Source organism: Pseudomonas sp. NBRC 111119 (assembly GCF_001320125.1).
In the GTDB taxonomy this organism is placed as follows: domain Bacteria; phylum Pseudomonadota; class Gammaproteobacteria; order Pseudomonadales; family Pseudomonadaceae; genus Aquipseudomonas; species Aquipseudomonas parafulva.
Genome location: NZ_BCAV01000071.1, coordinates 1 through 13766, shown reverse-complemented (window position 1 = coordinate 13766; position 13766 = coordinate 1). Strand labels below are relative to the sequence as shown.

10 protein-coding genes are annotated in these 13766 nt (G+C 54.2%); 4 read left to right on the top strand and 6 right to left on the bottom strand.

What is annotated here, in order from left to right; all coding sequences use genetic code 11:
• Positions 1-349: 349 nt before the first annotated feature.
• Both APH25_RS23385 and APH25_RS23380 read right to left on the bottom strand, forming a co-directional pair.
• Entirely contained in the window at positions 350-1156 is an 807-nt protein-coding gene (locus APH25_RS23385; RefSeq protein WP_060483557.1) for a hypothetical protein, read from the bottom strand.
• Positions 1157-1282: 126 nt separating this feature from the next.
• Positions 1283-1783, bottom strand: a complete 501-nt coding sequence (locus APH25_RS23380) for a hypothetical protein (protein ID WP_256217611.1) — start codon at positions 1781-1783, stop codon at positions 1283-1285.
• Between the two features lie 434 nt (positions 1784-2217).
• Here APH25_RS23380 and APH25_RS23375 point away from each other — a divergent pair, with 434 nt between their 5' ends.
• The 3 genes from APH25_RS23375 to APH25_RS23365 are packed head-to-tail and all read left to right on the top strand — an operon-like array spanning position 2218 to position 7825.
• The gene (locus APH25_RS23375; protein ID WP_060483556.1) at positions 2218-4224 is read left to right on the top strand and encodes an ABC-three component system protein; all 2007 of its coding nucleotides are present in this window, start codon (positions 2218-2220) and stop codon (positions 4222-4224) included.
• A 2-nt stretch (positions 4225-4226) separates the two neighbouring features.
• Entirely contained in the window at positions 4227-4814 is a 588-nt protein-coding gene (locus APH25_RS23370; protein ID WP_060483555.1) for an ABC-three component system middle component 1, read from the top strand.
• Positions 4811-7825 (top strand): AAA family ATPase, encoded by a 3015-nt coding sequence (locus tag APH25_RS23365; protein WP_060483554.1) that lies wholly within the window; start codon positions 4811-4813, stop codon positions 7823-7825. Before APH25_RS23370 ends, APH25_RS23365 begins: the two co-directional genes overlap by 4 nt.
• Before the next feature lie 203 nt (positions 7826-8028).
• Here APH25_RS23365 and APH25_RS23360 read toward each other — a convergent pair whose 3' ends face one another.
• On the bottom strand, positions 8029-9306 hold the full coding sequence (locus tag APH25_RS23360; protein WP_156333270.1) for a hypothetical protein: 1278 nt from the start codon (positions 9304-9306) through the stop codon (positions 8029-8031).
• A gap of 592 nt (positions 9307-9898) precedes the next feature.
• Here APH25_RS23360 and APH25_RS25265 point away from each other — a divergent pair.
• On the top strand, positions 9899-10267 hold the full coding sequence (locus tag APH25_RS25265; RefSeq protein ID WP_082428423.1) for a histone-like nucleoid-structuring protein, MvaT/MvaU family: 369 nt from the start codon (positions 9899-9901) through the stop codon (positions 10265-10267).
• 124 nt (positions 10268-10391) lie between these two features.
• On the opposite strand, the gene APH25_RS23350 is transcribed toward APH25_RS25265, so the two are convergent.
• The 3 genes from APH25_RS23350 to APH25_RS23340 form a co-directional block, all read right to left on the bottom strand.
• Positions 10392-11084 carry an ImmA/IrrE family metallo-endopeptidase gene (locus APH25_RS23350; RefSeq protein WP_060483562.1) on the bottom strand — a complete coding sequence of 231 codons (693 nt, stop codon included), beginning with the start codon at positions 11082-11084 and terminating at the stop codon, positions 10392-10394.
• A 182-nt stretch (positions 11085-11266) separates the two neighbouring features.
• Entirely contained in the window at positions 11267-12610 is a 1344-nt protein-coding gene (locus APH25_RS23345) for an RES family NAD+ phosphorylase (RefSeq protein WP_060483551.1), read from the bottom strand.
• Between the two features lie 127 nt (positions 12611-12737).
• A complete protein-coding gene (locus APH25_RS23340; protein WP_060483550.1) occupies positions 12738-13703 on the bottom strand; it encodes a hypothetical protein in 966 nt (321 codons plus the stop codon).
• Positions 13704-13766 lie beyond the last annotated feature (63 nt).

Genomic DNA, 13766 nt, shown 5'->3' with positions numbered 1-13766 from the left:
GTGAACTCTTTTTCAGTCAGAGCTCTGGGAATATCTGGCCTCAAGGCGCCCCCTCCAAGCAACGAACCGATTGGGAGCAGGATACTTGATTTTCAGACCGGCATCGCATCCGCTGTGGCACATCGCCTTGGTGCAGTCGGCGGGAAAACTAAGCTATAGCTTAGATTCTCTAGCCAATCGTGACAAAAACCGCAAAAATTAAAGTAAACCTTAGATTTTAGATCCCGACCTTAGGCTGTGGGCTGCCCAACAGAATGCGTACGAGGCCCCAGAGCTCAACATTCGCTCGGTCTCGAGGAGCCCTTCAAGACCGCAGTTGAAGCCCCAGGCCCAAACGACATGTACCCACCTACCCTCGCTTGCGAAGGATGCGCTTCGCCGCTGGCTCATTTCTGACGATGAGCAGCTCGGAGTCCAGGACTGTGCGCGAAATAAATGCGAGCGTGCGTAGCGTGGGCTGGCCATCGATTGCCCGCGCGACTTCATCTGGATTGACCGACTTGTGCCCGATGAGGCGCCGGCTTCTGCTTTTACGAAGCGCGTCGACGATCAATTGGCCAAGTTGGCGAATCCCGCCCTCATCCAGATCCCGGATGGCTCGTTGATCCCGGGAGGTACCGAGAAGATCACCCATCATGTGGGTTTTGACTTGCGATGGGTCATCCGAGCATCGGTAGGCCACAGGGCGGCTATTGAACACAACGTAGTGCTCATCGTCGTCAGGCAGCACACCGATATCATTGGGGCGGAACCCGAACGAGTTGTCGACGATCTGCTTCGACAGGTAATGCGTATTGAGCTCGGCGCTTAGATGAAACGCAGGGGCCACGTAGTAGACTTCACTGCCCAGGCTTTCGAGCTCAAGTAGCAAATCATGCTGCGCGGAATGCCGTAACGCATGCAGGTGCCAACGGTAGTAGGCGCCCCCCATCAGCGTGTATTCCTTGCAGTTTGTGCGCTCCAAGCGATGGCTCAGCTTGAACTGCAGGAACAGTGGCGATCCGAAAGGAATCTTGACGTCGTAGCCACCACCCGGCTTTCCCTCCTTCTGCAGTGAAGGAAACTCGGGAGCAGCCACCACATGAGCACCGGGCGCTGTAATCAGCTCGTTGGTGAAGGCGAAGCCGTAGGAGAATTCTGACATCTCGGGTTTCATTGTTGCGGCGTCCTTGCTGTTGGTCGTTCATGGCAAAGCATCGGGTTTTACTGTTCGCATACTGGAGATCGGTGACTAAGGGGCAGGTGCTGACGCTGCAAGCTCCAGATTCGACCAGCCAGCTTTCTAAAGAGCAGCTCTGTGCTTAACACTTGTAGCGCCCTCCCCCAATGAACTCTGGCGTATGGCCAAGCACAGCATGTGCGACGGACGGGTCATCCCGACGTACATCAGCATCATGTCTTTCTTCGCTGTTTCCTGAGGCCTCTTGGTAGCTGCTTTTTTGCCCTCAAGACATGGCATGAGTTTCTGGATGAAGTGACTGCCCCTGAAGGTTTCCAAGATTATCGTCGCTGCGTGTGTCTTGCCCTTTTCCGAGTGAATGGATGACATCCGGATATCGACGCCGGCGGAGATATCCTGGAAACGGTAGGTGTTTACAAGGGATCCCCTAGTCTCTCCGGCTTCGGTGACAACCGGAGCAGGCTCATAGGCAAGGTATTGGCGGCCCAGAAGTTCAGCTGCAATACCCTCAGAATCATAGAGCGCGGCAGCCAGCACCATGAGCTTCGGTGCGATGACCTTGACCCAGTCCTGCTGCGCGATTTCGGATGGCACAAACAGCATCTGCTGGAGGCACTCGCGGTACCGAGTGAAGGCTTCGGGCTTGGTCGTGAATTTCTCATGTACAGCGGGTTGGTGCCGACGTCGCATCTGAACCAGGCTACGAGGGAAAGCCACCTCACCGCGGTTGATCAGGCACGAGGCCAGTACCTCAACGGCCGCATTGGCCGTGGCTCCTTCAAAGATTTCTTGGTTTGGGCCGCCAACGCGGGCCCAGCCGGGAAAGCTAGCTATGGGTTCTCGCCTCTCGCACGTCGAATTCCGCCTATAGAAACGGTTTCATGTCCGAACCCCTAGGCGTGCCAAGTATCACGTTGAAGCAGAATCCGCTATGGCATCGGTTTACGTAAACCCGGTTCCTTGGGCGAAGCCGTCTCGCTATTATATGGCCAACTGCCAGTGGTGTCCGATGCACCGAGCGCTTGAAGGGATTCTCAATGATAAAAAGGTTCCGGCTTGAGCAAAAAGGCCGCTACGAAAAGCTGGTAATTGCTCGGCGTCTATCCGATATGTTGGACAAGTACCTGGACGGGCGTCCTGCCCCGATGTTCATAGGTGCCGAACAGGGCGGAATCCCTCAGTGGGACGACGTAGTCGTTCAGCACACTGAGGAGCACTGGGAACACTTACAAATCAAGAGGCAGACCACTTGCTTCAGCGATAAACACGTCGACAAAGACGCCTTCCTGACGTCCCGCAAGAAAAATGCAAAGGGCGATAAGGCTGGTAAGGGCGCCAAGCCGTCTAATCCAGTTGTTGATGCCGAGGAGGCTGTCGATACCGAGGCAGCCAAGGAGCCTGCTGACGACGACTTCGATTCGGAGCTCGAAAAGGTAATGAAGAGCCTAGCGTCCTGGCAGGCGCCAGCGAGCGGCACAAAACCTTCGAAACGTACCTTCACGCTGCACCTCCCCGGCCTTGATGTAGCGATCAAAGGGCATAGCAAGGCACATATCACTACCATAAATCATCTGCGTGAGTTTTGGGACTCATGCAACAAAGACGGGCTCAGCGTCGGCGATTTATCCCAGCGTGATGACAATCCAACCCAGAGGGTTTACACCTGGCTTACGACCTGGTGCGGATTCAGGGACTGGTTGCACGTCGTTGAAAAAATGCAGATTCTCAGCATCGAATCTCTGGGGGATGAGACCGAGCTGGAAAGGGATGCGCTTGCTTCTCTTGACAGACATTTTCTAGATTCGCGCACGACTCTAAGCCTTCTTATCGACTACATCTCTGATAACACCACTGACACTAACGTGATCAGCTGCTACTCAGCTGCAAAGCAGCTACAGAAAATGCTTCGTCCCAGCTTCCAAACCTGGACTCAATACCTACTTGACCCTCTCGGTCAAGATTGGACAGTCACGGGCACGCATGACCTCAACGGCCCTGTTATAGGTAGCTCTGTAAATCCTGCCAGCCAGGTAGTGGGTCATCATTGGAAGGAGGGTGCATTCAACAGGCAGTTTCGGGTGCACGCCAGCTACTGCTCTCCCTCCCCCGGGGTCAACGCCCTACCCTCCGCCATCCTTCGGTTGGCTCTGCACCTAAAAGCCGGCAGCCACGGTCTGCTGCTCGGCGAGCCTGTATGGCGTCAGGGCGTAGATCAAGAGCTAGGCAGCACACTCGGAATCGGGGAAACCGACCTCGATGACCTACCGTGGCTCCAAAATACTGAGTCACTCTCCTGCGGTCTAGGTCGGCCCATTACATCGCAACTAGACAATCGCCGAGAATCAGCGGCACTCCATGACGCGATGAACGAAGTGGTTTGGCAGCAGTTGCAGAACCGTGTCGATCAGAAAATGGCCAAGATCGTTGACCTGGATTTACTCGCTGCCATGGAAGCCATGTGGCGGGAATGGAAGGTCGAGCTATCGGCAGACCAAACGGCCCGGCAATCCCTTTTCGAGCAACTGATGTATCCACAAACAGAGGGGTTGGATGCAAAGCATGCATTGCGCATCGGCCCTCGTACGCTGGAACTCCTTGAAATCGCAATCCTGATGCTGATGCTGACATGCGTGGGGCTTGGTGGCGCTGATGCGCACTGGCGCGCTATTCCACCAATAGGAGAAATTCTTAGCATCGCTTTGCGCCATTGGTCTGGCGGCGCTACAGATCGAGGCGGCCCGAGACTATTGAGTGAGGACAGTCTGCGGGTAGTGCTAGGTCAGTCGCCCGCTCCCGTGGTCATTTTGTCTGGAGTTGAGGCCTCTGCTACCTGTTTACGTGATTCAGGAATGGCTGACGATAGAGCAGCAGAAAATAGTATGGCAGCGGAGCGTCAGCCCCGCCTACTGATTACGCGTTTCCAGGTCTATAGCCAACTGCAAAGAGGCACGCTGACGTCGTTGCAAGACTATTTCAAAAAACAATGGAATGAATGGCGTATTGAGCGCGATGCGGCAGTTAACGCTTGTGGGAAGGGGCAGTGATTATGATGACGCTTGAAGATTTAACGACGGCAATAAGCCAGCGCGCGCAGAACAGATACCAGGTGCAGGTTGCTGACGCATTCGAACTGCCGGCGGCCGACTATCCTTCAACCATTTTACGGCTCAAACGCCAACGGAGTACGAATGCCGGCTGGCGTACCGTTTTGTTGATTGAATTACCTTCAAGCTCTCTTCAAGCGGCCTACCAATGGTCTGCTGATGTCCGGGATGTTTTACCAGAGCCTGAGACATCTGATCTTTATATGTTCATGTTGATCGGAGACATCTCTGATAACGAGGCAGCTCGCATTGAGACCGATGATCGTTTCTGTCGCAAAGTCGTGCCGCGTCAGTCAGAGATTGCTCCGGATTTCCTTGATCGCACTTTCTTGGCCGCGCTAGATCCGCCTGGCAATGTAGAAACCTTGAGTGATCCTCTGGTTTCAGCATTCAAGGCAATGGTCAAATCCCACCCTTGGACAGGTCGGCACATGGTTGCTTGGAAGGCAGAACTGCTGTCTACAGCCAGCGGCGGTGATGTGGTGCAAATCATGAGCGATTCGGTGATCACCAGCGAGAACCCGCAATGAGCAAACTTGAATCCATCACCCTAACGAACCTGCGCAAATTTGGCCCTAATGTCACCATCGAATTGAGTCCTGGAGCGACCATTTTGCTCGCCCCCAATGGCACCGGAAAAACCACCGTTTTCGAAGCTATAGAACTCGGGCTCACTGGCAACATTTCTCGACTGGGAGACAATTTTCTCCATGCCGTGCGTGATAGCGAGTCGTGTGCCGAGGTTAGCTTGAATTTCGCTGGGCTGACGGTGAGTTCTCGTATCAGTGAGTCGGGTGAGGTCAGCCAAGATGGTGATCTCAGCACCATATTTCCTAACATCCCGCCTACTGATATACCTTTTCTCCTCCGACTAACTCACCTGCTAGACCAGCGAGAAAACGGTTGGATTGTACAGGCAGAGGAGAAGGAAGCAGGCTCGCAGCTGGCTCGTCTGCCACTTGGCCGGGACGGTGCAATGGCTCGCACCTCCCTTCCGGCGGTGCGTCGGTCACTGACAGAGCAGAAAAACCGTGAAGAGGAGAACCTGCGTCTTTTTGAACAAAAGCTGATCGAATGGAATGGCGTTATCCATGCGCGTGATGTAGCCACGGTTGGCGCAGTGGGCGCCTTACGGCCTCGCGATGATCTGGCAAGAGTCATTGCTCAAGCGGTGGAAAAGACTGAAAGTCATGATCAGCTCCCCTCAGGTTTACTAGTCCTGCCGGCGAATCAGGATAATTTGGCAGTCGCTCACTCTGCGCTCATCGAGGTTCTGCGTCAAAAGGTAGAGCGTACACAAGGACAGATCGCCGGCTTAGCAGAGACTGGTAATCTGGTCGAAAACTTTGGCTTGATGCAAGCTCGCTTGGCAGCACTCAATGAAGAGCTCAAATCCTCCGAGCTGGCCTTGGAGGGACACTCTAAACTCCGCTCTGATAATGCCATTCTTCTCCAAGAGCATCAGGCTGGCATGCTGGTTGCGCAGCAGGAGCGAATCAGAGTTGACCAAGCTCTGGAGCGCCTGGTCAATGAAGCAAGCGCACGCCAACAGATAGAGCATCGCAATGAAGCGTTGACCCAGGCCGGTAATGCCGTAGCTGCGGCGGAACTGCAATGTCGGACATTGCGTGAGCGCCACGAAAGCAACCAAATGGTTCGCAACCAACATAGCCAATTCGATAGCCAGCTTGTATCGCTCGATCAGGCAGAGCGACGCCTCCGTGACGGTGAGCGACTTGTTGTCGAGTGGGAGCTGTCGGAGCAGTGTTTGAGGGCAAATCGCAACGAGGCAGACCAAGTAGAAGAAGACTTGGAGCGTCTGGGCACAGAGCTGGCTGAGAAACGAGCTGCGCTGGAAGAGTTCAAGGCAATAGAGTTGACCGCCAGGGCGCAGTATCAAGCCTTGAGCTCTTCTGCCGACGCGATTCGTCAGGCAGTGGCCTCGATTGCCCAGCATCTGCCTCCCGACCTAGAAGATTGTCCGCTTTGCTTGGAGCATCATGGGGCCGCGAAGCTGCAAGATCAGGTTGCCAAGGCGTTGAAGGCTATCGATCCTAGTCTGAAGGTCGCAGAACAGAAGTTACGAGCCGCCGCGCAGGATGTAAATTCCAACGAATCCGTGGTAACAACTGCGCTTGAGGCATTTCAGGCCTGTCAAGCTGCACTTGCCCACCTGGAAGAAAGCCGCCAAGAGTTTGAGAGGGAAATCCAAGCGTTCCGTATTGATCCGATTCTCGCCAGCGATTCGATTCCCTTGGCCAAAGAGTCTTTGAGGGTGCAGTTGGAAGGTGTCGCTGCGAGTCGACGTAGCCTCGTGGGGCGCCGCGCTGACCTTGCGCTTTTGATCCCGCAAGAAGAGTTTGACCGGGCTCGCGCCGAATTCGAAGGTTCAGTCCATGCGCTTGATCAAGCACGCATCCAGTACAGCGACGCTCTGACCCGACGCGATCAGGCAGTCGCCACGCTTTCTAATTTGACAGCAGGTGCTCCTCTCGTTCGTACGCTAGAAGAGCTCACCGTTGAAAAAAACGAGCTAGATCTCCGTGTTAGCGATCTCAACGGCAAAGCGGGCACACTTCAATCGATACTCGAGACCCAGCAAAACCAAGTGCTTGAATTAAGTAGCGTGGTTCGACTGACTGAGGAAGCCATACGGCAAGTCCAGAGTCAGCTCACGTCGGTTCGCGCCAGCTGGCAAGCGCTGGCACTTGAAGGCGATCCCCTGATTGAGGCAGCTCAAGCTAAGGGGGACAGATTGCGATCCGCGATCAGTGAGCTTCACGGTCACATCGCCGAGCTGGAAATTGTCGGCATTGAAATCGCATCATGGGCCAAATTAAATGACTCGCAGATCGCGCAGCGTTTTATTGATCGCCTACGCCTGGATCGTACGGAGGAGGCATACGAGGCCTATCTCAAAGGGGCTATTGAAAATGCTCAGAGAGCCTTCAACCGGTTGTCCGAGCTCGCAGACGCCATGGATACCCTTGATGGGGCTCTGAAGAAAGAAATCGCCAATGTGCAAAAGCATGTCAGGAAAGTCGAACCAAGATGGCGGGCCCTGCTTAAGCGTGTCGTTCGTGAGTCAAGATTCCATGACGCGAGCCTGAAATTCGTCAACACCTATAACCGAGATCGAGCTGGCGTATCGGTGCCATTGGGTAAGACCTCGGCGCCAGTACCTAACATTGCAAGCGAAGCTCAGCTTACGGATCTCCAACTGACGTTCCTGCTTTCGATGGCCATGAGTCATCAATGGTCGCCATGGAAAGCACTATTGCTCGATGACCCAACACAGCATCACGACTTGGTGCATGCGTCCGCAGTCTTCGACCTATTGCGTGATTATATTGTTGACCACGGTTTCCAAGTCGTCATTGCGACCCACGACGCTTTGCAAGCTCGGTACTTCCTGCGCAAGCTCCAGAACGACGGGATCGAAGCAAAGATCTGGTCGCTCGTGCCTACGGACAACGGCGTGATTGCTGAGGAGGGACAGCGCAGGCAGTCAGTGGGCGTAGCTCCACCTACGGCGGGTTAACTCGTGTCAGCTGGTCAAAACCAAGCCCTCGGCCTAGTTGCGGACTGACCACGAGAGCGTCACTTATTGCATTCATCGCTGGTAAAGGCCACTCCCAGCCAATGGAAGTACAGACATTGTCGCCCCCGCGCCGGCCACCGGCGAGTGGGCGGCTATTGCATGGCTAGCTAGTAACTCACCCTCTCACCGCCTGCCGTTCAAGCCTACGTTTGTTTTTTTGCAACGATGAGGTACTCGAAGTAGTAAATGGACTTAATGAGGTGATGCAAATAATGCATCTCTCGGAATAGCACCAAGATCATCCGCATGAAGGCCAAGAATGAGAGCTCGACACCCTCCTCACGCTTTAGCCCTTCTTTATTGGGGTAGCAGGTGATGATTTGGGTGGTTTCATCATACTCGAAGGAGTAATGGGCGATTGCATTACGTACGCCGGCGTTCAATACACTTGAATCGATCTTATACCAGCAGTCGTCCAGGTACTTGAGCTTGTCCGAGAGGTTTTTGTCAGTGAATTTGGCAAGACTAGAGAGGGCGCCCCCGTCATTCGCCAAAAACGCATTATGGCCACCTCGGTGCATCAGGTTATTGATACCGGCGACCAGTGAGAGCTGTCGACCAAAAACCTCTGCCAGATCCTTATAGATGTCCTTACAGTTATCAAAACCCAGACGTGAGATCTTTGCCGAGGTCTTAAGATGTTCCTGGCCCGTGCAAAAATCCAGAAAAATGGCTGGACGGATGTAGAGCTCAAGCTCGAAGATTTTGCCGTACAGGCCCAAGCAATCTTTTTGCAGGTTGTACAGGAACCCCGAGTCGCAAATTTCGCCGTGAAAACTGGCGTAGGCGGCCCAATCCTTCTGGGCAAGCCCCATGATGATCTCGGGATAGCCACGCACGATTTGGAGCACCGTATCGTCTTCCAGAAAAGCTGCCGTTACAGTGGACAACACTTGGTAGAGGAGTACGTTCAGGTTTTCCGGTCTGAGAGACGGACTGTGTTCTCCTCCGAGAAACTCGGATGCTCTGCGACGGAACAGTTCCTTGTTGGCCCTCGGATACAGTTTCAGCAGCTGTTTCACCTCCTCGAAGCGCTTGCCATAATGATTGAGAACATCCAGACGATCTCTAAAGAGCGCGCCTGCATGAGCACCGCTTGTCATGAGTTTGTCCCGATCCACCATTCCCATGGCAGTCATGAACGGCGTGTTGCCAGCCACATATTCTTTGCTCCAGATTGGAAAATCCAAATGCAAATCCTGAAATAGGTAGCCGCCTGTGAAGGCTTTCTCGCGATCCAGCGCTCCCTCTGTGGCATTGGTCAGCTCAATTGAATGACCTCCTCCCAAGACAATGCTGATTTCACTGGTACAGCTTGGGCAGAGAAACGAAAGTGGTTGTACGTCTCGGTTCGACATGCCTATGCGACAATGAACCTCTACCCCACAGGTGTCACACATCAGTAGCATATTGTGGTTCATTCGATGTCCGTTCCGTGGTGCGAGGGTCATAGGGGGAGCCGCGAACAGTAGCCGTTTTCGGGCTGTCCTTCCATCAGATAGCACCCTTGATCAGTAGCCCTCGAGATGGAGCGAACCGCGACGCTTTACGCCACGATGGTTCCTCTTTCTGAGCGGATATCGGGATATCCTGAGGTCGACGTAAACGAGCAACGTTATGATGGGCATTCCGACTAGGGCAATTGAGGCTACATGTGCCCTTCTCCACCATGACAAAGCCTTGACCGCATACTGATTTTCAGCGGCACCGTCTGCCCCAGCGCGTGGGCATCATTTAAACTTCGAAAGCGCATCGCTTTTTTCTTCTCAATTTTCTACCAGTTATACTTGAAGTGTATCGCTGATACTCCGCTGCTATGGTTGCCTGGCGTCGAGTCCGGTCGTCCTCCTCGCGCCGACGGTATTTGCCGTCCAGGGATGGTATTCGACCGTTCTCGACAGCTCAGCGCTAGGTCTTGTTGCTCTATCGACGCTCAAGCGCCAGCTTGAATCTACACATTGAAGGCATGTAACCCAGCACCTATACTGGACTCACTACATACAGGAGTGTCAAATGTCCAGGCTCGCAGAATTCCGTGCCCTTGAGCAACAACTAGCTGCTCAGCTCGCCGAACTTGAGTCCCTCAAAAACGATGATGGTCTGAAGCGCGAAATCGAGTTTGAAAAAAAGCTTCGTGATCTCCTCAATCAGTATGGTTACAGCCTGCGCAATATCCTGGCCATTCTTGACCCACAAGCTGCTACCCGACGTGCTCCAGCCGTTGCATCTGAAAAGAGCAGCCGCAAGCCGCGCCAGCTCAAGGTTTACAAAAACCCTCATTCGGGAGAACTCGTGGAAACCAAGGGTGGTAACCATAAGACCCTAAAAGAGTGGAAAAGCCAGTATGGTGCCGAGGAAGTCGAGAGCTGGTTGGCTCAGTAAAACCTCCTGATTCAAAGAAACGGGGCCCTTTTGAGGGCCCTTTTTTATGGATTTGAGATGATCGATGGACGCCCCAAGCGCTTGTCAAACCATCGACACGAACCGTACCAAAGCCCCGCCCGCTCTAAGGCCAGAGCACCAACTCCAGCTCCTTAATCCGGATGGCCATGGCCGAATCCGAGACGCCGAATTGCTGAGCCAGTGAAACCAGGTTCTGGTTGTTGAACCGGGTGCACCGCGCCAGCGCCAGCTCGCGCTCACCGGAGTCTTTGGACGCGTAAAGCAGCCGATCAGGATTGATAGGATCGAGGTGATACGCGATCACGTCGCTGAAGCGCAATTGCCCCCTGCAGCAGAACATGAACTCGAACCGTTCCCTCACAAGCTTCTGAGGCATGAGGAAGCAGGCCGCAAAGCGATCTGCTTGCCGCTCTGCTGGTGCACGTGGTGTTTGCAGCGGGCTGCCATCAAACGCGCGGTCGCGATGCATGACGGTGTCCTCATGCAGCACGAGGTGACCGATTTCATGGGCACCAGTGAACAATTGGACTTTGTCACCAAATTCGGTCGCGACCGCGATCTTATTCGATTGACGATCAATCAAGCCCGCGATGCGAGTGCCTGTGTTATGCCGGTTGAACTGGGTATCTCCCAGTGTGTGATGCTCATGATAGTCGTAGCCACAAACCATGGCAGCGATCCGGGGGCTGCGCATCATCATCGGCGGAATATCTTGATCTGGCCACAGGTACCGGCGATCACGGTAAATCTGCATGAGCAGATCGGTCGCTGCTTTCTCGATATGGGCTTCATTCATGGCAAAACACCACATGTAGGCTCTCAAGCACAATCTAGCCCAATATGTAGTGGTTTCAATATGTGCTTAACCCAACATATAGGCTTTGCCGACGAACGGTACGGCTGTAACGGTTGCCCAAACCCAAATGGGCTTAGAGATCTGAAACAGGATCTGCTCTCTCTCGTTAGATAGCAGCCACGCTATCGAAACCCATGGTATTTCCTGTCCTTCGACCAAGGAACATAGTGGACTGGGTCGGTCTCGGTGCTGAAGCGGACTCCCTGGATTTTGTGAATCACAATGCCGTCTCGAGCTAGACGCAGGCTCGGCTCCGGCGGAGGTACCAGAGGGACGTACTGGGAGAACTGATCTGAGTCTTTAGGTTCCGCTTCCCAGAACTCTGGGTAATACACCAACCTATCCTCATCCGGCTCCCAGAGACTCACATACTCAGCCTTTTGCGTTTCCTCCAACCTTTCTACTCCACTGGCCTTGTGGAAAAGAATGACGTTCTGCCCTGGTGACGTATCCTGTTGCACCTGCGCAGAGGGGAATAAGATACCGTCGAGATTCAACTTTTCATGGGTTGCTAGGAAATCGGCAATAGCTTGCGTGATCAGATACCCACTTTCCGCCGAGTCCGGCATCACGGGCATGGTCAGTTGGCGCTGCAAGTCTTTCAAAAACGCGCAGCGTTCGGTGAGGCTCCTGCGAATTGGATTGAAGTAGCTCAACCCCCGGTGCGGACGCATTGAAGCCAGGTCGTTCAGGTTGAGAAGCCTCAGAGGCCGAATTACGTCGAAACGCGCGGTGACCACCACGCTGCCAACGGGAGGGCGCACCTCCGCAATTGCGGTCTGGTCATCTGTTGCGCCGTAAAAAACTGAAATTCCCTTGGCGTTCATTCGGCCAGGAGATCCCTTGCCTCCTGGTACCGGGCCGAGATGCTTTTCAGGGTGACTCAGCGCTTCCTCCATGCTCTGCTCATCCTGGAACACCCTACCCCGCTGGAATGAAGAGATTTGATAACCTTGGCCTGCGATCACAATGGGTGACCGGTCGTCCTTCGAGCGCAAATCTTCTATGCCGTCGAAGACCATAGTCAGGATTGACCCCACCAAGGGATTTGCCAACCGGGATTCAAACTGCAGGCTGTGCTCCATTTTTCGCCAGCCTACAGTCAGCTCCGACGATGCCTCTGTTTCCTCTTCGAAATAAGGATCGTCATCATCTGGAAGGCTCCAAGAGTCGAGCAAGCGCTCATGGATGTCAGAAAGAAGGGTCTCATCGGAACCCAGCATGCGCTCCAGAACGTCATACAGACTTTCACCGATCGGTGGGTAACCGTGATGAATCACTGAGCCAGGTTGTTGGATAGGCCGGAACGAGGCATGGATTGCTGTTTCGCAAAGCTCTACCAGCTCTTCCATGTCCATGACAGGGAGCTCTCGGTCGCAGTAGTCACATTCGCTGATGTCGTTGTCCGAAGCGTGATGCTGCAGGAAGGTTTCGGAAAGGCAATCGGTACACACCACTTGACGCATCACTTGCTCCTTGGCTGCATTACACTGCACTTGTCTACGGCCAGGCGAAGGCCTCTCGCTAATTTAAGCTTTTACCCATCGGGTGCCGCCCTTGCCAATGGTTAGGAGCTGCTATCTCGACTGAACCTCAGCTCCTCAACGGCCCCAAGTCAATCGCCAGGCAGCGAAGGTCAGTAACCTGTGCAACCATGGTGTCGCTGGCCTCGTGATAGGTGAAGGTACCCAGGAAATAGAACGTGAAGTACCTTACTAGACGTGCCTGATCGAGAAGCTCATTCACATAGCGCCTCGATCGGTGCTGCGTCATCACTTCATCTGAGACGTGGAGGAAGGCGTCCTTATCCGCGACCTTGTCAAAGAAACTGAATACGAAACCAGCTCCTTCTCTCCGCTCAATGCGTCCTCCACCGTTGTAGACGTACCCTGCAGTATCAGGCCTGGCCCAAACCACCTTTTTGAAGTACGAACGCAGCGGAATCACGCCACGCCCTGCTACGTTGATGGTCACCTCGGGGAAGAGGTCTTTCAGGGTGTCGCGGCTCTCCTGGTAGTAATCCACTAGCTCTCGAAGATCGCGGGTACGGTGCTTCCGATCGGTACGGGTGCCTTCTGTGCCACCACCGTCCCGTCGATGATCGGGGCCTGCCTCGTCGTTGCCTGGAGCGACTCGAGGTGGACGTGCTACTGGTTCTTCTGGCTGCGTAGGAGGAACAAAGATATCGATGACTGAGGTGAGATGGCGTTTAGCCAAACGGGTGCGGGTCTGCAACTCCGTTTCTCCTGGCAATGGTGCATCGCTCCCCTCGTCCTCATCGGGCAGCACCCACTCGCACTCCGCATGGTGGGCGTAGTGCTCGTTGTCCTTGTAGTGCGGAGATTTGACACGCGCTTTTTCGGTCGGGTGGATGTCGTAATTGACGCCTGTGATTTTAGGCACCACCTTGAGAGCCCTGCATTCGGGCGATGAGCACTGGAACAGAAAGCGGCTGCGTGGCTGGTTTTGATTGAAATAGGCCTGGCGTGCACCGCCAATGGTTAACTCCTCGCCCAACTCCACACAGTATGCCCGGGTGATCCTTCGCTTCGTTCGCATCGGCAGTCTCAACCAAAAAACTTGAGACTAACGCGCTGGGCCTCAAGCGCCAAGGCCCGAGCT